Origin of the sequence: Paracoccus alkenifer (assembly GCF_900108405.1) — a bacterium.
In the GTDB taxonomy this organism is placed as follows: domain Bacteria; phylum Pseudomonadota; class Alphaproteobacteria; order Rhodobacterales; family Rhodobacteraceae; genus Paracoccus; species Paracoccus alkenifer.
The window spans coordinates 104,608-124,360 of the sequence record NZ_FNXG01000006.1; the positions used below are offsets into that span (position 1 = coordinate 104,608).

Consider the following 19,753-nt stretch of genomic DNA (forward strand, 5'->3'; position numbering starts at 1 on the left):
TACACACAACCTGACGGGGCATTAGCGCGGCCCCACACCATCAGCGAGAAGAAACATGGTTAAAACAGCCGTTTCTGACCAAAAAGACAGGTCAAATTGACGGCTGTGGGGCATTTGGCGCAGAACAAGCGGCGGGCAGGCGAAGAACAAGGACAACCATGGACCGAATCATCTCCATCGACGAAACGGCGGCCGGGCCGCGGCTGGCCCACAGGCCCAAGGCGCAGCCGCTGGCACCGCCGGGCCCGGGCGAGCTGCGGGTCCGCCTGCACGCCGCGGCGCTGAATTTCGCCGATCTGCTGATGGCCGAGGGGCGCTATCAGGACACGCCGCCCTTTCCCTTTGTCGCCGGGCTCGAAGGCGCGGGGGTGGTCGAGGCCGCCGGTCCCGGCGTCACGCTGGCCCCCGGCACGAGGGTCGCGGTTTCCGCGCAGGGCACCTTGGCCGACCGCGGGCTGTTCCCGGCCGACAGCTGCACCCCCATTCCCGACCGCATGTCGTGGCGCGATGCCGCCGGGTTCCAGATCGCCTATGGCACCAGCCACCTTGCCCTGACCGGCCCGGCGCGGCTGGCCTCGGGTCAGACGCTGGCGGTGCTGGGTGCGGGCGGCGGCGTCGGGCTGACCGCGGTCGAGATCGGCGCGGCGCTGGGCGCCCGGGTGATCGCCGTTGCCAGGGGCGAGGACAAGCTGGCGGCCGCACGCGCCGCCGGCGCGGCCGAGACCATCGACAGCGCCACCACCGACGACCTGCGCAGCGCCCTGCGCGGCTTGGGCGGGGTGGATGTGGTTTATGACGCGCTTGGCGACGCCCCCGGCGCCGCGGCTTTCGGCGCGCTGAAACCGGGCGGGCGGCACCTGCTGATCGGCTTTGCCGCCGGGCGGCCGCCGGCGCTGCCGCTGAACCACGCGCTGGTCAAGAACATCTCGATCCACGGTTTCTACTGGGGCGGATACCGCCGCCTGAACCCCGCGGCGCTGCACGAAAGCATGGCCGGGCTGTTGCGGATGTATGACGAGGGCAAGCTGCGCCCCACCGCCGCCGCGGTGCTGCCGCTGGACCGCGCGGCCGACGCCTACGCGCTGCTGCGCAGCCGCAAGGCGGTGGGCAAGGTGATCCTGACCATGACCGACGAGGCTGCGGCGCCGCAATAGGCCGCGCAACAGGCCGCAGGGCGCGCAATAGTCCGCAAGGGTGCGTCCGCTCGCGGCGCGAGCCGGTCAAGAACCTGTCAGCGGGTCGAAAAAATGCGCTCTGCCGCGGCCGAAGCGGTTGATAATCCGGGCCGAAGCCACGATATTTCCGACCATGTGAGCCCGCCTCTGGCAGCGGGCCGGTCCAAGAGGGAATACGATGACCGATTTCAACACGATCCGCCGCCCGGCCACGACGGCCCAGCGTGCTGCGGTCTATGACGAGGGCCTGCGGGCCTATATGAACAAGGTCTACGGGCTGATGACCGTAGGCATGCTGGTCACCGCCGTCGTGGCCTGGAGCTTTGCGCAGATGGCCGGCGGCCCCGGCGCCTGGACCGAATTCGGGCGCGTGGTCTATACCACCCCGCTGCGCTGGGTGATCCTGTTCCTGCCGCTGGTGATGGTCTTTGCCTTTGGCGCCGCGATCCAGCGGCTGTCGACGCAGGCGGTCACCATGCTGTTCTATGCGTTCGCGGCGGTGATGGGGGCCTCGATCAGCTCGATCTTCCTGCGCTATACCGGCGGCTCGATCGCGATGACCTTTGTCGCCACCGCCGCGGGGTTCGCCGCGCTGTCGCTTTACGGCTACACCACCGGCCGCGACCTGTCGGCGATGGGGCGCTTTCTGATGATCGGCCTGGTCGGGCTGATCGTGGCGATGATCGTCAACCTGTTCGTCGGCTCGGGGGTGGTGCAGCTGGCCATTTCGGCGATCGGGGTGCTGATCTTTGCCGGGCTGACCGCCTATGACACCCAGAACATCAAGAACACCTATCTGGAACTGGCCAATTCCGACCCGGATTTCCTGGGCAAGTCGGCGATCATGGGCGCGCTGACGCTGTATCTGGATTTCCTGAACCTGTTCATGTTCCTGCTCAGCTTCATGGGGCAGCGGGAATAACCCGCTCTGCATCGCGATGGACAAGGCCGGCGGTTGCGCCGGCCTTTTTCATTTGCGCTGCCGTCTGGAACATCCCCGGTCGGCGCTGGTTTACCAACTGGCGCCGATCCGGCGCAGGGGAGGAAACAACATGACCGCATCTTTGAAACTACTGGTCGCGGGCCTGACACTGGTCGCCGCCGGCGCCGCCCATGCGGATTGCGCCGCCGATCTGGCCCGGTTCGAGGCAGGCGCAGCGACTGCAGCGACAGAGGGGATCGCAAAGGACGGCTCGCTGGCGCCGCTGCAGGGCGAGGCGTCGGTCGATACGACGACGCAAGCCGTGACGACCCCAGAAGCGGCGACAACCGCAGAAACGACGACCCCAGGCACAACGGCCACCGGCGACGGCTCGTCGGGCGGTGACAACCAGATCGCCAAGGACGGCAGCACCGCGCCGCTGGAAAGCGCCGGCGACAGCGGCGCGGATGTGGCAATGTCGGGCCAAGACGCGCAGGCGCAGCAAGAGGGCCGGGCGACCGCCGCCGGACAGGCCGAGGCTGAAAGCGGCACCGACGACCGGGCCACGGCGCTGCGCGACGCCCGCGCCGCGCTGGAAGCCGGCGACGAGGCCGCCTGTCAGGAGGCGCTGAAGCGCGCCGAGGCCTCCTGACGCGAGACCACGGGAATCGGAAAGCCCCCGCCTGTCGCGAATGCAGGGCGGGGGTTTTGTCGTTGGGGCGAGAACTGCGCGCGCCTCCTCTGCCGTTGCGAGCGGACTGAACCGGATCAGCGCGCAAGGAGCAAAGGTCTGACGATCCCGTCAAGCAATTGATTTATTGGCGACCCCGGGACGACTCGAACGCCCAACATCCTGATTAGAAGTCAGGTGCTCTATCCAGTTGAGCTACGGGGCCATGATCCTTCTGATAACGGTTCGGAAACCGGTTCGCAAGTGTTTCCCGTTTTCCTACCCGCTTGTTTCCGCTGCTATTTTCAGCCCCAGACCCTTGGTTCGGAATTCCTGCCCTATCCGGTCGAGCTGCCGGGCCGCCGCCGTGGCATGTCGCGGCAGTCATGCGGCAAAGCGGCAACCTATAGCGCCAGCGTCATGAACAGGCTGTTGGGGTCGGGGCCGTAGCCCTGAAACGGGCCGCATTCGGTGAAGCCCCAGCCCGCGTAAAGCGCCCGCGCCGCCCGGAAACTGTCCTGCACGCCGGTTTCCAGCGACAGCCGCGCGAACCCCCGTGTCCGCGCCTGCGCGACCAGTGCCGACAGCATCGCGCGCGACAGCCCCTCACCCCGGCGCTCGGCCAGCACATGCATGGACTTCAGCTCTGCATGGGTGGCGTCGATGCGCTTGATCGCACCCATGGCAACCGCGGTCCCCTGCCCGTCGCGCAGCACCAGAAAGTCGATGCCCGGCACGGCCAGATCCTCGCGCGGCAGCATGTGGATCGATTCGGGGGGCGTGTCGGAATGCATCGCCTCGACATGGCGGGCGAACAGCAGGTCCAGATCGGGGCCAAGGGGGCTTTCGAGGGCGACGGTCAGGGTCATGATGGGTCCGCGGGGCTGGTTGCGGCCTGTCTCATCGCGGCCTGCGCAGGTGGGGTCAAGGGACAACCCCCTGTCCCGTGGCGTTATGCAGCGGGTATTCCGCCGCCGCAGCGGCTAGAATCATCGCGCATTACGATTCGGAGGTTGCATGAAGATGACCCGGTCCTGGTGGGGCGTGGCGGCGGCGCTGGCGATGCTGGCCATTGTCGGCATCCTTGCGGTGCAGAATCTGGCGGGCGACGGGCAGGCGGCGGGGATCGCCTCGGGCAACGGGCGGATCGAGGCGACCGAGGTGGACATCTCGGCGCTTTCTGCCGGGCGCATCGCCAGCATCCGCGTGGCCGAGGGCGAATTCGTGACCAGAGGGCAGCCGCTGGTGCAGATGGACCTGCGCCAGCTCGACGCGCAGAAGCTGCAGGCCGAGGCGCAGCTGCGCCGGGCGCGGATCGGGGTCGAGACCGCCGAAAGCATGGTCGTGCAGGCCGAGGCCCAGCACAAGGCCGCCGCCGCCATGGTCGAACAGGCCCGCGCCGGCGCGGATGCGGCCGAGGCGCGGTTGGGGCGCACTGAAAGCCTTGCGCGCAGCAACGTCGCCTCGCAGCAGGTGCTGGACGATGTGCGCGCCGCCGCGCGCGAGACGCAGGCAGCCCTGGCCTCGGCCGAGGCGGGGCTGGCGGCGGCGGCAGCCGCGATCGGCACCGCCCGGGCGCAGGTGGTCGATGCCGAAGCCGCGGTGGACGCCGCCGGTGCTGCCATCGACCTGATCGAGGTGATGATCGCAGATGCCACGCTGAGTTCGCCCCGCGACGGGCGGGTGCAATACCGCATCGCGCAAGAAGGCGAGATCGTGGCCCCCGGCGGGCGGATCCTGAATCTGGTCGATCTGGGCGATGTCTACATGACGTTTTTCCTGCCCACCTCGCAGGCCGGGCTGGTCGAGGTCGGGACCGAGGTGCGGCTGGTGATGGACGCCGCCCCCGACCATGTGATCCCGGCGCAGGTGTCCTATGTCGCCGATGTGGCGCAATTCACCCCGCGCACCGTGGAAACCGCCGAGGAACGCGAAAAACTGATGTTCCGGGTGCGCGCCCGCGTCGATGCGGCGCTGCTGCAGAAATACGCCAGTTACGTCAAGACCGGGCTGCCGGGCGTGGCCCATGTCCGCATCGACCCCGCGGTCGACTGGCCGGAATCGCTGTCGAATCTGGTGCAATGAGCGAGACGACGCAGGATCGCCCCCGCCCCGACCTTGCTCCGGTCGCGCGGATCGAGGCGGTCTCGCAGCGCTATGGCCGGACCGAGGCGCTGGCCGGGGTCTCGCTGGAAATTCCGGCCGGGCGGATGGTGGGGCTGATCGGCCCGGACGGGGTGGGCAAATCCACGCTGCTGTCGCTGATCGCCGGCGCGCGGCGGTTGCAGACCGGGCGCGTCGCGGTGCTGGGCGGCGACATGGGCGCGGCTGCGCACCGGGCGCGTGTCTGCCCGCAGATCGCCTATATGCCGCAGGGGCTGGGGCGGAACCTTTATCCCACGCTGTCGGTGGCGGAAAACCTGCATTTCTTCGGCCGGCTGTTCGGCCACGGCACGGCCGAACGCGAGCGCCGCATCGACACGCTGCTGGCGGCCACGGGCATGTCGCCGTTCCGCGACCGCCCGGCCGCGAAGCTGTCGGGCGGGATGAAGCAGAAGCTGGGGCTGTGCTGCGCGCTGATCCACGACCCCGAACTGCTGATCCTCGACGAGCCGACCACCGGCGTCGACCCGCTGTCGCGCCGCCAGTTCTGGGAACTGATCGACCGCATCCGCCGCGACCGTCCGGGGATGAGCGTGATCACCGCCACCGCCTATATGGAGGAAGCCGCCGGCTTTGACTGGCTGGTCGCGATGGAGGCCGGGCGCGTGCTGGCGACCGGCACCCCCGCCCAGCTGCTGGCGCGCACCGTTGCCCCCGACCTTGACGCGGCCTTTGTCGCGCTGCTGCCGGACACCGCGCGCCGCGGCCATCAGCCGGTGGCGATCCCGCCGCGCCCCGTCAGCGCCGAAATCGCCATCGAGGCGCAGCACCTGACCAAGCGCTTTGGCGATTTCACCGCCGTCCACGACGTCAGCTTTCGCATCGGCAAGGGCGAGATCTTCGGGTTTCTCGGCTCGAACGGCTGCGGCAAGACCACGGTGATGAAGATGCTGACCGGGCTGCTGGAACCCAGCGAGGGCACGGCACGGCTGTTCGGGCAGGAACTCGACCACGACGACATGGCGCTGCGCCGGCGCGTGGGCTTCATGAGCCAGTCGTTCTCGCTGTATTCCGAACTGACGGTGCGCCAGAACCTGGAACTGCACGCGCGGCTGTTCGGGATGGCGCCCGGGCGGATTGCCGGCCGGGTGGCGCAGATGCTGGACCGTTTCGGGCTGGGGGGCTGCGCGGGCGATCTGCCCGACGCGCTGCCGCTGGGGGTGCGCCAGCGGCTGTCGCTGGCGGTGGCGATGATCCACGACCCCGAGATCCTGATTTTGGACGAGCCGACCTCGGGCGTGGATCCGGTGGCGCGGGACGGGTTCTGGCGGATGCTGGGCGAGCTGTCGCGCCAGGACGGGGTGACGATCTTTGTCTCGACCCATTTCATGAACGAGGCCGAGTGGTGCGACCGCATCTCGCTGATGCACGCGGGGCGGGTGCTGGTCAGCGACACCGCCGCGGCGATCCGCGAAAGCAGGGGCGCGGCCACGCTGGACGACGCCTTTGTTGCCTATCTGCAAGAGGCGATCGACGCGGACCCCGACGGCCCCCCGCCCCTGCCCGACACGACCTCGCCCCCGGCACCACCGGCGGCGACCGCCAGCCCGGCCCGGCGCGCGCGCTTCAGCCTGCGGCGGATGCTCAGCTATTCGCAGCTTGAGGCGTTGCAGCTGCGGCGCGACCCCATCCGGCTGACGCTTGCCACGCTGGGCAGCCTGATCCTGATGTTCGTGATCGGATACGGCATCAACATGGACGTGCGCGATCTCAGCTTCGCGGTGCTGGACCGCGACCAGACCTCGACCAGCCGCGGCTATGTCGCCGACATCGCCGGCTCGCGCTATTTCATCCAGCACCCGCCGCTGGCCAGCTATGACGATCTGGACGCGCGGATGCAAAGCGGCGAGCTGAGCCTTGCGATCGAGATCCCGCCGGGCTTTGCCCGCGATGTGGCCCGCGGCGCCCCGGTGCAGATCGGCGCCTGGATCGACGGCGCCGCCCCCGCCCGCGCCGGCACGGTCGAGGGCTATGTGCAGGGAATGCACGCCGACTGGCTGATGCGCATGGCCAGACAGCAGCACGGCGCCGACGCCATCCGCCCGCAGTCCGAGCTGGTGCCGCGGTTTCGCTACAATCCCGACGTGAAAAGCCTGATCGCCATGGTGCCGGCGGTGATCCCGATGCTGCTGATGATGATCCCGGCCGTGCTGACCACGCTGAGCGTGGTGCGCGAAAAGGAACTTGGCTCGATCATCAATTTCTACGTCACCCCGGTCACGCGGCTGGAATTCCTGCTGGGCAAGCAGCTGCCCTATCTGGCGGCGGGGTTGGTGAATTTCGCGCTGCTGATGGCATTCGCGGTGTTTGCCTTTCGCGTGCCCTTTACCGGCGGGCTTGCGGCGCTGACGCTGGCGGCGGTGCTGTATCTGGGGGCGGCGACGGGGATGGGGCTGCTGATCTCGGCCTTTATGCGCAGCCAGGTGGCGGCGCTGTTTGCCACGGTGATGCTGACCATGATCCCGGCCGGGCAGTTTTCGGGGCTGATCGACCCGGTCTCCTCGTTGCAGGGGGTGGGACGCATCATCGGCGAGATCTACCCGACCAGCTGGTTCATCATCGCCTCGCGCGGGGCATTCTCAAAGGGGCTGGGGTTCGGCGATTTCGGCATGGTCTATCTGGCGCTTGGGCTTGCGGTGCCGGTGATCCTGGGGCTGAGCGCGCTGTCGCTGAGGAAACAGGCGAAATGAAGGCGCGCAACCTGTGGAATCTGGGCATCAAGGAACTGCGCGGCCTGTGGCGAGAGCCGGTGCTGCTGCTGCTGATCGTCTATTCCTTTTCGCTGTCGATCTACACCGAATCCAGGGCGATGCCCGAGACCCTGTCCGACGCCGCCATCGCCATCGTGGACGAGGACCAGTCCGCCCTGTCGGCGCGCATCGTCTCGGCCTTTACCCCGCCCTATTTCCTGACGCCGCGGATGATCTCGCCCGATCAGATCGACCCGCGCATGGACGCGGGGCTGGACACATTCGCCCTGCATATCCCGCCCGATTTCGAACGCGACCTGCTGGCCGGCCGCCACCCGGAAATCCAGCTCAACATCGACGCGACGCGGATGACGCAGGCGTTTACCGGCAGCGGCTATGTCCAGCAGATCGTCGCGGCCGAGATCACCGAGTTCACCGCCGGCCACCGCGCCGAGGCCCGGCCCGCCGTGGCCATGGCGCTGCGCGCACGCTACAACCCCGCGCTTGAGCCGGGCTGGTTCGGCGCGATCAACAGCGTCATCAACGCAATCACCATGCTGTCGATCATCCTGACCGGGGCGGCGCTGATCCGCGAAAAGGAACATGGCACGATCGAGCATCTGCTGGTGATGCCGGTCACCGCGGCCGAGATCATGCTGGCCAAGATCTGGTCGATGGCGCTGGTGGTGCTGCTGGCCTCGGGGTTCGCGATCTCGGTGGTGGTGCAGATGGCGCTGGGGGTGCCGGTGGCCGGCTCGGTGCCGCTGTTCGTGGCGGCTGCGGCGCTGATGCTGTTTGCGACCACCTCGATGGGGATTTTCCTTGCCACCATTGCGGGGACCATGCCGCAGTTCGGGCTGCTGCTGATGCTGGTTCTGATGCCGTTGCAGGTGCTGTCGGGGGGCATGACCCCGCGCGAATCCATGCCGCAGGTGATCCAGGCGATCATGTCGCTGGCCCCGGACACGCATTTCGTGATCCTGTCGCAGGCAATCCTGTTCAGGGGCGCCGGGCTGGCGGTGGTCTGGCCGGAGATGCTGGCGCTGGCGGCGATCGGGGCGGCGCTGTTCTGGCTGGCGCTGCGGCAGTTCCGCCGCTTTCTGGGCTGAGCGGCGGCGACCTGCGGAGCTTGCGCCCGCGGTCCCTGCGACTGCGGGCCTTAATGCGGCCAGGTTCCGCGGCGTTCGGTGGCAAAATTTTCGCCATACCCGCGGGGGCGGATGTTCTGGGCGCGGACCTTGGGTTGGGTCACGACGTAATCCAGCCCCTTGGCCTGGGCATAAGCCTCGGCCTCGTCGCGGGTGCGAAAGCGCAGCCGGACCTGCGACTGGGTATCGTCGCTCGAGGTCCAGCCCATCAGCGGGTCCAGCGCCCGCGTATCCGCCTGCGGAAACTCAAGCACCCAGCCCTTGCTGCGGGCCCCCGACTGCATGACGTTGCGGGCAGGCTGATAGATGCGGACGCGCATGAAAACCCCCTTGGCGGCGTGATCGCGGGCTGCCCCCCTTGTGGCGCAGAGCGGCGGCGCAATCAAGCCGATGCGCCATGTTTTCTGCCCCGTCCGCCCGGCGGCGGGAACATCCGCCGCATCGTTACGTTGGAACCCCACGATACAGACAGGAGCAGACCCGATGACCCGTTCTCAGATCGCGACCCGTGTTCCCTGCCTGCCGCGGCATATCGGCGCGGCCAGCCTGGGCGTGCTGCTGGCGCTGGCCCCGCTGGCGGCACTGGCGCAGGATTCAGGCGATGCGCCCCCGCCTGCCGGCGATGCGTCCACGGCGCCCCGCAGCGTCACCGCCCGGCTTGCCGGGACCGAGGGCCAGCCCCTCGGCACTGCCACACTGGCCGAGACCGCCTCGGGGCAGATGCACCTGACCCTGACGCTCGACGGGCTGCCCGAGGGCACCCGCGCCATCCATATCCACGAAACCGGCAGCTGCGAGCCGCCCGCTTTCGAAAGCGCCGGCGGGCATCTGGCCGGCGGGCATGATCACGGGGCAATGTCGTCGGGCGGGATGCACGCGGGCGACCTGCCCAATATCACCGTGGGCGCCGACGGCATCTTTCAGGGCGAGGTGCTGACCAGCAACGTCACCATGGATCAGGTGATGGACGAGGACGGCTCGGCCCTGGTCATCCACGCGGACGCTGACGATTACATCTCGCAGCCGGCGGGGAATGCCGGCGACCGGATCGCCTGCGGGGTCTTTGCGGACCAGTAAGCCGGCCTGATCCTGAAACGGGCCGCCCATGCGTCGGGCGGCCCGTCGGCATGGCGACCTGCGGCCAGATCGCCAGCGGCGGCTTGAATCATCTGCCATCCGGCCCCAGCTTGCTGGATCGGGCCGCATGTCGCGTCGGCCCGCAAGGTCAGGAACCAAATGGCTCACAACAACACCAACGCCCCGATGCCGCTGCTGCTGACCCCGCAACCCGCAGCTGCGCGCCCCAAGCTCGAAGGCGGGCGCAGCTTTGTCATGCAATCGGAATTTTCGCCGGCCGGCGACCAGCCCACGGCCGTCGCCGAGCTGGCGCAGGGGGTGCGGGACGGCGAACGCGACCAGGTGCTGCTGGGCGCGACCGGCACCGGCAAGACCTATACCATGGCCAAGGTGATCGAGGAAACCCAGCGCCCCGCCATCATCCTGGCCCCGAACAAGACGCTGGCCGCGCAATTATACGGCGAATTCAAGGGGTTCTTTCCCGATAACGCGGTGGAATATTTCGTCAGCTACTACGATTACTACCAGCCCGAGGCTTATGTGCCGCGCTCGGACACCTATATCGAAAAGGAATCCCAGATCAACGAGGCCATCGACCGGATGCGCCACTCGGCCACAAGGGCGCTGCTGGAACGCGACGACGTGATCATCGTGGCCTCGGTCAGCTGCATCTACGGCATCGGCTCGGTCGAGACCTATTCGGCGATGACGCAGGACATGATCGTGGGCGAAAGCTACGACCAGCGCGGCTTTATCAACGAGCTGGTGGCCCAGCAATACAAGCGGCTGGACGCGGCGTTCCAGCGCGGCGGCTTTCGGGTGCGCGGCGATCTGGTCGAGGTCTGGCCCGCCCACCTTGAGGACCGGGCCTGGCGGTTTTCCTTTTTCGGCAACGAGTTGGAAAGCATCACCGAGTTCGACCCCCTGACCGGCGCCAAGGATGCCGATTACAAGCAGATCCGCATTTACGCCAACAGCCACTATGTCACCCCGCGACCGACTTTGCAGCAGGCTATCAAGGGGATACGCGCCGAACTTCAGACGCGGTTGGCGCAGCTGAACGACGAGGGCAAGCTGCTTGAGGCGCAGCGGCTTGAGCAGCGCACGAACTTTGACCTGGAAATGCTTGAAGCAACAGGGGTTTGCAACGGGATCGAGAATTATTCGCGCTATCTGACCGGCCGCGCGCCCGGCGAGCCCCCGCCGACGCTGTTTGAGTTCATTCCCGACCATGCCATTGTCTTTGCAGACGAATCCCACGTCAGCGTGCCGCAGATCGGCGGCATGTATCGCGGCGACTTTCGGCGCAAATCGACGCTTGCGGAACACGGGTTCCGCCTGCCCAGCTGCATGGACAACCGGCCGCTGAAATTCGAGGAATGGGACGCGATGCGCCCGCAGTCCGTGTTCGTTTCGGCGACCCCCAGCGCGTGGGAACTGGACCAGACCGGCGGCGTATTCACCGAGCAGGTGATCCGCCCGACCGGGCTGCTGGACCCGGTCATCGAGATCCGCCCGGTGGAAACCCAGGTGGACGATCTGCTGGACGAGGTTCGCCGCGTCGCCGCCGCCGGCTATCGCACCCTTGTCACCACGCTGACCAAGCGCATGGCCGAGGATCTGACCGAATATCTGCACGAACAGGGCATCCGCGTGCGCTATATGCACAGCGACATCGACACCATCGAACGCATTGAAATCCTGCGGGATCTGCGGCTGGGGGCCTATGACGTGCTGGTGGGGATCAACCTGCTGCGCGAGGGGCTGGATATTCCGGAATGCGGGCTGGTCGCGATTCTGGACGCGGATAAAGAGGGGTTCCTGCGCAGCGAGACCTCGCTGATCCAGACCATCGGCCGGGCCGCGCGCAACGTGGACGGGCGCGTCATCATGTATGCCGACCGCATCACCGGCAGCATGGAACGCGCCATGCGCGAGACCGAACGACGCCGCCAGAAGCAGCAGGCCTATAACGAGACGCACGGCATCACCCCCCAGACGGTGCGCAAGAATGTCGACGACGTGCTGGCCGGGCTGTGGCAGGGCGACACCGACCAGTCGCGTATCACCGCCTCGGTCGACAAGCCGCTGGTCGGTGCCAATCTGGCCGCGCATCTGGATGCGCTGCGGGTGCAGATGCGCAAGGCCGCCGAGAACCTGGAATTCGAGGACGCCGCCCGCCTGCGCGACGAGGTCAAGCGGCTTGAGGCGGTCGAGCTGGCGGTCTCGGACGATCCGCTGGCCCGGCAGCAGGCGGTGGAAGACGCCGCCGAGGCCGCCGTCCAGGCCCGCGGCCGCTCGACCGCCGGCCGCGCCGGGCAGCGCGGCGGCAACAAGCGCAGCAAGCGCCGGGGATAGGCGGTCCCGCGTCCGGCGTGTGGCCCGGCGACCCGGAAACGACGTTGCCGCCAGAGCAGGCGGCGCAAACAGCATTGTGCCCGGCTTTCCCGTTCGGGGTCCAGCGCAGGCGGCGGGGCCGTGGTTCTGCCCCGGGCCGCCGCCGCGGCCTTGTTCGCTGAAAACAACCCGCCGGGCTGTTTCCGGGCACTCACAAGCCTTGGGATATTTACAGCAAGATGAAAGCATTACCCCCGCAAGTTCTAGCGACGCGCGAGAAATGAGCCGCGGTTGGGGGTCGGGTCGGGGATGGTTTCGATGGTGGTGAAGCGGCATTCCTCAAGCATGTCGCGGACGCAATCCCGGGTCGGGAACCATTTGCGGATATGATGGACCCCTGCGGCGGGCGGCTTGAAGTGGATAAAGCTGCCCTCGCCCGGATGCAGGGTGGTTTCCAGCCATAGCAGATCCGCCGCGCGGGCGATGATTTCCAGGTCGTGGAACGGGTGGCGCAGGTGATAAAGCAGCCCCAGCGCCAGCACCGCGTCATAGCGTTCGTCGGGCTGGATCGCCGGCACCTCGCCCAGCCTTGTCCAGATGCGGTCCTGCAACCCGGTGGCCTGAGCCGCAAAGCGCAGCCGCGCCAGCATCGCGCCCCAGCTGTCCTGCGCCAGCACCAGCGCCCCCCGCCGCGCCATTTCCAACGCGAAGAACCCGTCCGCCGAGCCAAGGTCAAGCACGCGCATCCCGCGCATATCCGCGGGCAGCACATCCTGATACACATGCCAGCGGTTCAGCGGGTGGTCGGGGCGCTGCGGGCCGGGGGCCGGCGCGATCTGTCGGGTAAAGATCCCGGGGCCAAGCTCGATATTGTGGAACCACGGCCCCAGACCGACCACGCTTTTCTCGATTTCCGTCGGGGAAAGCGGCGTATCCAGCGCCGCAATCGGCTGTGCGCCGGTAATATCAGTGAAATCTGTCCGTATCATATGCAGCCCCGTTCGAGATCAGGGGCCGCGCGCGGCATCGCCCCTTTCGCCCGGAATACCGCATGAAGTTGAAGATACGGTTAAGATGCCTCGGCGATCAGCAGCATGATTTCGTCAGCCAGCGCGCCAATTTCATCGCGGGCGGGGCCGGCCGGCCCCTCGGCCACCGCGCCGCCACGGCCCAGCGTTTCCGCATAGGCCACGCGGTTGGCCAGCTGCGCCTGCGCCACCGCCACCCCCAGCTGCGCGGCGCCCTGCGCGACCTCGGCCCCCAGCCGCGTGTTCGGGCGGGTGCGGTTCAGCACCACCAGCACCGGGCGGCGTTCGCGACTGGCAAGATCCAGAACGCCCTCGGTCGCCCACAGATCGACCTGGCTGGAGGCCACCGGCACCAGCACCAGATCCGCCACCCGCAAGGCCGGGCGCAGGTCGCTTTCGATCTTGGGCGGCGTGTCGATCAGCACCACGTCAAAACGTTTCTTGAGCTTTTCGCTTTCATAGCTGGCGCCCCAGGCGGATGAGGTGGTGAACTCCAGCCCCTCGTCCTCGCCGTGGCGGTCCAGCCGCTCCATGAACCAGCGGCCGAGACTGCCCTGCGGGTCGGTGTCCAGCACCGCCACGCTCAGACCCCGGCGGCGCAGGGCGATGGCCAGGTTGACGGTGACCGTGGTCTTGCCCGAGCCGCCCTTTTGCTGGGCCACCGTGATGATCCGTCCGGCCATGGCTGCCTCTTGCTGCCGTATCCTGCGCCCTTGCGTTGCACGCCGCCGCGCCAAGGGCAAGGCCGCGCGGGGGTTGCATCCGCGCCGGGGCGGTGCTTGGTCCCTGCCGGGCAGGCAACGGAGCGCGCGGATGATCCCGGTTTTCGACGGACACAACGATTACCTGCAACGGGCGGTGGCGGCGGGGGCCGATGCGGACCGGCTGTGGGCCGAGGGCGACGGCACCGGCCATATCGACCTGCCGCGGCTGCGCCAGGGCGGCATGGCGGGCGGGTTCTTTGCGATCTGGATTCCCGACCCCGACCCGGGCGATGTGGCCGAGATGGCGCGGCGCAAGGACAACCCGCCCTTTGACCTGCCCCTGCCGCCGCAGGTGGACAGCCGCACCGCCCTGCCCCAGGCTTTCGCGCAGGCCGCGGCGCTGTTGGCGCTGGAACGCAGCGGCACGCTGTCGATCTGCCGCAGCGCCGCCGAGATAAGCGCCGCGATGGACGCCGGCCGCATCGCCGCGATCCTGCATATGGAGGGCGCCGAGCCGCTGGCCGATCTGGACGCGCTGCATGTCTGGCACGCGATCGGCCTGCGCTCGCTGGGTTTCGTGTGGTCGCGGCCGACCGCCTATGGCCATGGCGTGCCCTTCGCCTTTCCCTCGCCCCCCGACCGCGGCGAGGGGCTGACCGAGCGCGGCCGCGCCCTGGTGCGCGAATGCAACGCGCTGCGCATCATCATCGACCTGTCGCATCTGAACGAAAAGGGCTGCGACGAGGTGGCAAGGCTGAGCGACGCACCGCTGGTCGCCACGCATTCCGGCGCGCACGCGGTCTGCCCCAGTTCGCGCAACCTGACCGACCGGCAGCTGCGCCAGATCGCCGATTCGGGGGGCGTGGTCGGGCTGAATTTCAACACCGGCTTTCTGGCCCCCGACGGGCGTCGCGCGCCGTTCCGCGGCTTTGACCCGATGCTGCGCCATCTTGACCACCTGCTGGGCATTCTGGGCGAAAACGGCGTGGCGCTGGGGTCGGATTTCGACGGCGCGGTGATGCCCGCCGACCTGCCCGATACTGCCGCCCTGCCCCGGCTGCTGGACGCGATGTTGGACCACGGCTACGGCCGCGAACTGGTCGAGCGCATCGCCTGGCGCAACTGGCTGTGCGTAACCGCGCGGAGCTGGGGCGGCTGAAACCCGCGCGGATCACCTGTCGCCATGACGCAGGTTGCGGCTTGCATCGGCGGTCGACCGGCCCTATCTGAGGCGCCGAGAGGCTGGCGCGGGCAGGCGCCTCGCCAACCCGGTCAGGTCCGGAAGGAAGCAGCCGCAACGAGCCCCGCCTGGGTCGCTGTCCAGTCTCTCACCCCACCCCTGCCAGCATCGTCGGTTCCTGCGACCATGGCGCCATGGCAGTTTCCACATCCTCGATCCGAATCGCATCATCCGCCTTTCCGTTCTTTTCGTCCAAGGATAGCGGGCAGATCTTAACATCCGGTTTCCGCCGCCGGAAAAATCACCCAAGGGGCGCATACTTCCTACAGCCGCCCTTCCAGCCAACCCGACAGCAGCCATTGCGCGATTGCGCCCTTGCGCGGGGCCTTCAGCACCGGATGCGCGCCCGCCATCATCGCCGCCAGCTCGTCGCGGGTGACCCACATCGCGGCCTCAAGCTCGACGGGGTCCAGGGTGATCGCCTCGGTCTCTGCCTGACCAACCATCCCCAGCATCAGCGAGGCCGGGAACGGCCAGGGCTGCGAGGCCGCATAGCGCACATCGCCCACGCGGATGCAGGTTTCCTCGAACACCTCGCGGCGGACGGCGGCCTCGATGGTTTCGCCCGGCTCGATAAAGCCGGCCAGGCAGGAATACATCCCCTCGGGCCAGCCATGCGAACGCCCCAGCAGCACCCGGTCATCGCGCGCAATCAGCATGATCACCACCGGGTCGGTGCGCGGAAAATGCGGGGTGTTGCAGGCGGGGCAGATGCGCTGCCAGCCGGACTGGCGCGGTTCCGAGGGCTGACCGCAGGCCGCGCAAAACCGGTGCGTCGCGTGCCAGCCCGTCAGGGCGCGGGCGGTAGCGGCCAGCTCTCCATCCACAGGCGACAGCCCCGACATCACCCCGCGCAGCTCGACGAAACGGCCGCCGGGGATCAAAGGATGCACCTGCTCGGTCGGATCGAAAAACAGCGAGGTTTCCGACAGCGACGCCGGCTCCCACGCGGAAATATCCTGCGCGGCCACCGCCTGGGCGCCGTCGAAACCCAGCAGCAGCGGCGCGCCTGCGTCCTTCAGCGCCGGATGGTCTGGCGCCAGCCGCACCAGCCGCCCGTCCTCAAGACAGATCTTGCCGCGCCAGATCGGCAGCACCAGCGCGCCCTTGTGCCACTCCTCGTCGCCGCGCCGGGCCGCCGCCCGGTCCAGCCCGCCGCCCATGAATGCCAGATCCATCACCGCCCCCATGCTGCCCGGCGCCACGTTGCCCGGCATGGGGCGCAAAGCCAATATCTTCTGTCCCCAAAATATCCCCGCCGGAGGCACGCCCCGCAGGGGCGTTGCCCTTGGCCGCCCCTGCCCCTACATTCGCCGGGTCCAGACGAGGCCAACATGACCGACACCCCAGCCTATCAGGTGCTCGCCCGGAAATACCGGCCCGAGACCTTTGCCGATCTCGTCGGACAGGACGCGATGGTGCGCACGCTGCAAAACGCCTTTGCCGCCGACCGCATCGCGCAGGCTTTCATCATGACCGGGATCCGCGGGACGGGTAAGACCACCACCGCGCGGATCATCGCCAAGGGGATGAACTGCATCGGCCCGGACGGCACCGGCGGCCCGACCACCAGCCCCTGCGGGGTCTGCGAACACTGCGTGGCCATTGCCGAGGGCCGCCATGTCGATGTGCTGGAAATGGACGCCGCATCCAGAACCGGCGTGAACGACATCCGCGAAATCATTGAATCGGTTCACTATCGCGCGGCCTCGGCCCGCTACAAGATCTATATCGTCGACGAGGTTCACATGCTGTCGACCAGCGCCTTCAACGCGCTGCTCAAGACGCTTGAGGAACCTCCGCCGCATGTGAAATTCATCTTTGCCACCACGGAAATCCGCAAGGTGCCGGTCACGGTGCTGTCGCGCTGCCAACGCTTCGACCTGCGCCGGATCGAGCCCGAGGTGATGATCGCGCTGCTGCGCCGCATCGCCGACGGCGAGGGCGCGCAGATCAGCGATGACGCGCTGGCGCTGATCACCCGCGCGGCCGAGGGATCCGCCCGCGACGCGACCAGCCTGCTGGATCAGGCGATCAGCCACGGCGCCGGGGAAACCACCGCCCCGCAGGTGCGCGCCATGCTGGGGCTGGCCGACCGGGGCCGGGTGCTGGACCTGTTCGACATGATCCTGCGCGGTGCCGCGGCCGAGGCGCTTGCCGAGCTGCAATCGCAATATGCCGAGGGCGCCGACCCGCTGGCGGTGCTGCGCGACCTGGCCGAGATCACCCATTGGGTCAGCCTGGTCAAGATCACCCCCGCAGCCGCCGACGATCCCACCGTCGGCCCCGATGAGCGCGCGCGGGGTCGCGACATGGCCGGGCGCGTGCCGATGCGGGCGCTGACGCGCCTGTGGCAGATGCTGCTCAAGGCGCTGGAAGAGGTGGCGGCGGCGCCGAACGCCATGATGGCGGCGGAAATGGCGATCATCCGCCTGACCCATGTCGCTGACCTGCCCGACCCCGAGGCGCTGATCCGCCGCGTGCAGGCCGCCCAGAGCGCCGGCGAATTTGCCCGCCCCACCACCACAGCCCCCACGCACGAGGCCCCCGGCCAGCGCATGGCCGCGCCCCCGGTGGTGCGGGCGGCGGGTGGGACCGCCGCCGCCATCGCGCTGGCACCCGAACCGCAGCTGGCCGCCGACGCGCTGGCCAACTGGCCCGACTTCGCCTCGGTGGTCGAGCTGATCCGGCGGATGCGCGACATGGTGCTGCTGACACAGGTCGAGGATCACGTCAGGCTGGTGCGCTATTCCCCCGGCCGCATCGAGTTCCAGCCCACCCGGGACGCCCCCCGCGATCTGGCGCAGCGGCTGGGCGAACGGCTGCGCGGCTGGACCGGCGGCGCCCGCTGGGCGGTCTCGGTCGTCGATCAGGGCGGCGGCCCTACCGTCAGCGAAACCCGCGCCACCGAACGCGCTGCCGCCGAGGCCGAGGCGCGGCAGCACCCGGTGGTCGCCGCCATCCTTGCCGCCGCCCCCGGCGCCCGCATCGCCGCCATCCGGGACGAAACGCCCCCGCCCCCGCCCGAGGATGCGGCCGAGGATCTGCACGGCACCGCCGGCGGCGGGCTGGCCGCGGTCGAGGAATGGGATCCCTTCGAGGACGAGGAGTAGCAGGATGAAAAACCCCTTTGCCGGGATCGGCGATCTGGGCAAGATGATGACCGCCGCCCGCGAGATGCAGGGCAAGGTGGACGAGTTCCAGAAGACCCTCGAAACCCTGACCGTGGTCGGCGAATCCGGCGCCGGGCTGGTCCGCGTCACCGCCAACGCCAAGGGCGAATTGCAGGCTCTGGACATCGACCCCTCGATCTTTGTCCCGTCGGAAAAACAGGTGGTCGAGGATCTGATCCTGGCCGCGATCAGGGATGCGCAGGACAAGGCCATGGCCCGCGCGCAGGCCGAAGGCCAGCGGCTGGCGGGCGACATGGGCCTGCCGCCGGGCATGAAGCTGCCGTTCTAGTGGCCGAGGGCAGCGACGACATCCAGGCGCTGATCGGGCAGTTCGCGCGGCTGCCGGGGCTGGGGCCGCGTTCGGCCCGCCGCGTGGTGCTGTCGCTGATCCGGCGGCGCACCGGGCAGATGGCGCAGCTGGCGGCACTGATGGCCAGCGTGGCCGAGCATTCCCGCGAATGCGCCCGCTGCGGCAATATCGGCGAATCCGAGCTTTGCGCGATCTGCGCCGACCCCGCCCGCGCCAATGGCGAATTGTGCGTGGTCGAGGACGTGGCCGACCTGTGGGCGCTGGAACGCGGCCGCGCCTATCGCGGGCGCTATCACGTTCTGGGCGGCACGCTGTCGGCGCTGGACGAGATCGGCCCTGATGAGCTGGGCATCCCGCAACTGCTGGCCCGAGTGGGCGACGAGGGCATCACCGAGGTGATCCTTGCCCTGAACGCCACGGTCGAGGGCCAGACCACCGCGCATTATCTGGCCGAGGCCCTTGAAAACACCGGCATCCGGGTCACACGACTGGCGCAGGGCGTCCCCATCGGCGGAGAGCTGGATTACCTTGACGACGGCACCATCAGCGCCGCGCTGCGCGCAAGGCGGCAGCTATGAGCACCGCCCCCTTCACCTCGCCCACGATGGAGGTGCTTGCCGAGTGGACCGATTACAACGGCCATCTCAACATGGCGTGGTATCATGTGCTGTTCGACCGCGCGATCGAAACGGCGCTTGAACCCTTGGGGATGGGCGCGCAGGTGGCGGCGGAAACCGGGGCGTCGTATTTCACCGTGCAGGCGCAGATCCATTACCTGCGCGAATTGCATGCGGGCGACCGCGTGGCGGTGGACACGCAGCTGATCGCCCATGACGACAAGCGGCTGCATTACGTCCAGACGCTGCGGCGGCTGTCGGACGGGGTGGTGGCGGCGGTCACGGAAAACCTGGTGGTGCATGTCGATCTGGCGACCCGCCGCGCCGCGCCCTTTGCGCCGGCGCTGCGCGAGCGGCTGGCGGCGGCGGTGGCCGCCCATGCCTCGCTGCCACTGCCGAAACAGGTCGGGCGCAAGGTCGGGCTGCGCCGCGGACCGCCCCCCGCAGCCGAGCACTGACCCGCGACAGGAACCGGCCGGGTCTCGCCTGGCGCCAGTAA

18 protein-coding genes, 1 tRNA gene and 1 other RNA gene are annotated in these 19,753 nt (G+C 68.5%); 14 read left to right on the forward strand and 6 right to left on the reverse strand.

The features are described from left to right. The first annotated feature begins 158 nt into the window (after window positions 1-158). The 3 genes from BLW83_RS13720 to BLW83_RS15970 all read left to right on the forward strand — a co-directional run bounded on the left by BLW83_RS13720 (window position 159) and on the right by BLW83_RS15970 (window position 2,749). Complete coding sequence (locus tag BLW83_RS13720; RefSeq protein ID WP_090848810.1) at window positions 159-1,154, forward strand: NADPH:quinone oxidoreductase family protein; 996 nt, start codon at window positions 159-161, stop codon at window positions 1,152-1,154. Between the two features lie 199 nt (window positions 1,155-1,353). Beyond that, window positions 1,354-2,097: a Bax inhibitor-1/YccA family protein gene (locus tag BLW83_RS13725; protein WP_090848811.1), complete on the forward strand. Its 744-nt coding sequence runs from the start codon at window positions 1,354-1,356 to the stop codon at window positions 2,095-2,097. Window positions 2,098-2,227: 130 nt separating this feature from the next. Continuing rightward, window positions 2,228-2,749 carry a hypothetical protein gene (locus BLW83_RS15970; RefSeq protein WP_245728890.1) on the forward strand — a complete coding sequence of 174 codons (522 nt, stop codon included), beginning with the start codon at window positions 2,228-2,230 and terminating at the stop codon, window positions 2,747-2,749. Window positions 2,750-2,916: 167 nt separating this feature from the next. Here the strand turns inward: BLW83_RS15970 and BLW83_RS13735 are convergent. Together BLW83_RS13735 and BLW83_RS13740 are read right to left on the reverse strand one after the other, a co-directional pair. Then, window positions 2,917-2,993: transfer RNA gene (locus tag BLW83_RS13735), tRNA-Arg, on the reverse strand. A gap of 178 nt (window positions 2,994-3,171) precedes the next feature. Continuing rightward, a complete protein-coding gene (locus BLW83_RS13740) occupies window positions 3,172-3,636 on the reverse strand; it encodes a GNAT family N-acetyltransferase (RefSeq protein ID WP_090848812.1) in 465 nt (154 codons plus the stop codon). 154 nt (window positions 3,637-3,790) lie between these two features. Between BLW83_RS13740 and BLW83_RS13745 the strand changes: the two genes are divergently transcribed. Genes BLW83_RS13745 through BLW83_RS13755 form a run of 3 tightly spaced genes read left to right on the forward strand, consistent with a single transcriptional unit; the run spans window position 3,791 to window position 8,729 of the window. Beyond that, window positions 3,791-4,852: an HlyD family secretion protein gene (locus tag BLW83_RS13745; RefSeq protein ID WP_090848850.1), complete on the forward strand. Its 1,062-nt coding sequence runs from the start codon at window positions 3,791-3,793 to the stop codon at window positions 4,850-4,852. Further along, entirely contained in the window at window positions 4,849-7,620 is a 2,772-nt protein-coding gene (rbbA, locus tag BLW83_RS13750) for a ribosome-associated ATPase/putative transporter RbbA (protein WP_090848813.1), read from the forward strand. The genes BLW83_RS13745 and rbbA overlap by 4 nt, the downstream gene beginning before the upstream one ends. After that, the gene (locus BLW83_RS13755; RefSeq protein ID WP_090848814.1) at window positions 7,617-8,729 is read left to right on the forward strand and encodes an ABC transporter permease; all 1,113 of its coding nucleotides are present in this window, start codon (window positions 7,617-7,619) and stop codon (window positions 8,727-8,729) included. The genes rbbA and BLW83_RS13755 overlap by 4 nt, the downstream gene beginning before the upstream one ends. Window positions 8,730-8,779: 50 nt before the next feature. Here the strand turns inward: BLW83_RS13755 and BLW83_RS13760 are convergent, their stop codons facing one another. Then, window positions 8,780-9,088 (reverse strand): ETC complex I subunit, encoded by a 309-nt coding sequence (locus tag BLW83_RS13760; RefSeq protein WP_090848815.1) that lies wholly within the window; start codon window positions 9,086-9,088, stop codon window positions 8,780-8,782. Window positions 9,089-9,251: 163 nt separating this feature from the next. Here BLW83_RS13760 and BLW83_RS13765 point away from each other — a divergent pair, with 163 nt between their 5' ends. After that, window positions 9,252-9,845: a superoxide dismutase family protein gene (locus BLW83_RS13765; protein ID WP_090848816.1), complete on the forward strand. Its 594-nt coding sequence runs from the start codon at window positions 9,252-9,254 to the stop codon at window positions 9,843-9,845. A gap of 159 nt (window positions 9,846-10,004) precedes the next feature. Then, window positions 10,005-12,203 (forward strand): excinuclease ABC subunit UvrB, encoded by a 2,199-nt coding sequence (gene uvrB / locus BLW83_RS13770; RefSeq protein WP_090848817.1) that lies wholly within the window; start codon window positions 10,005-10,007, stop codon window positions 12,201-12,203. 242 nt (window positions 12,204-12,445) lie between these two features. On the opposite strand, the gene BLW83_RS13775 is transcribed toward uvrB, so the two are convergent. Then, complete coding sequence (locus BLW83_RS13775; protein WP_090848818.1) at window positions 12,446-13,171, reverse strand: methyltransferase domain-containing protein; 726 nt, start codon at window positions 13,169-13,171, stop codon at window positions 12,446-12,448. 80 nt (window positions 13,172-13,251) lie between these two features. Then, complete coding sequence (gene parA / locus BLW83_RS13780; RefSeq protein WP_090848819.1) at window positions 13,252-13,893, reverse strand: ParA family partition ATPase; 642 nt, start codon at window positions 13,891-13,893, stop codon at window positions 13,252-13,254. Between the two features lie 130 nt (window positions 13,894-14,023). Between parA and BLW83_RS13785 the strand changes: the two genes are divergently transcribed. Both BLW83_RS13785 and ffs read left to right on the forward strand, forming a co-directional pair. Continuing rightward, window positions 14,024-15,073 carry a dipeptidase gene (locus BLW83_RS13785; protein WP_090848820.1) on the forward strand — a complete coding sequence of 350 codons (1,050 nt, stop codon included), beginning with the start codon at window positions 14,024-14,026 and terminating at the stop codon, window positions 15,071-15,073. A 77-nt stretch (window positions 15,074-15,150) separates the two neighbouring features. Then, an RNA gene (gene ffs, locus BLW83_RS13790) (signal recognition particle sRNA small type) lies at window positions 15,151-15,247 on the forward strand. A gap of 170 nt (window positions 15,248-15,417) precedes the next feature. Here the strand turns inward: ffs and nudC are convergent. Beyond that, on the reverse strand, window positions 15,418-16,371 hold the full coding sequence (gene nudC, locus BLW83_RS13795; protein WP_245728892.1) for an NAD(+) diphosphatase: 954 nt from the start codon (window positions 16,369-16,371) through the stop codon (window positions 15,418-15,420). Between the two features lie 117 nt (window positions 16,372-16,488). On the opposite strand from nudC, the gene BLW83_RS13800 reads away from it, so the two are divergent. Genes BLW83_RS13800 through BLW83_RS13815 form a run of 4 tightly spaced genes read left to right on the forward strand, consistent with a single transcriptional unit; the run spans window position 16,489 to window position 19,712 of the window. Continuing rightward, window positions 16,489-18,267 (forward strand): DNA polymerase III subunit gamma/tau, encoded by a 1,779-nt coding sequence (locus tag BLW83_RS13800; RefSeq protein WP_090848821.1) that lies wholly within the window; start codon window positions 16,489-16,491, stop codon window positions 18,265-18,267. 4 nt (window positions 18,268-18,271) lie between these two features. Beyond that, window positions 18,272-18,616, forward strand: a complete 345-nt coding sequence (locus tag BLW83_RS13805) for a YbaB/EbfC family nucleoid-associated protein (RefSeq protein ID WP_090848822.1) — start codon at window positions 18,272-18,274, stop codon at window positions 18,614-18,616. Further along, on the forward strand, window positions 18,616-19,215 hold the full coding sequence (gene recR, locus BLW83_RS13810; protein WP_090848823.1) for a recombination mediator RecR: 600 nt from the start codon (window positions 18,616-18,618) through the stop codon (window positions 19,213-19,215). The genes BLW83_RS13805 and recR overlap by 1 nt, the downstream gene beginning before the upstream one ends. Beyond that, entirely contained in the window at window positions 19,212-19,712 is a 501-nt protein-coding gene (locus tag BLW83_RS13815) for an acyl-CoA thioesterase (protein ID WP_090848824.1), read from the forward strand. Before recR ends, BLW83_RS13815 begins: the two co-directional genes overlap by 4 nt. The last annotated feature ends 41 nt before the right edge of the window (window positions 19,713-19,753 follow it).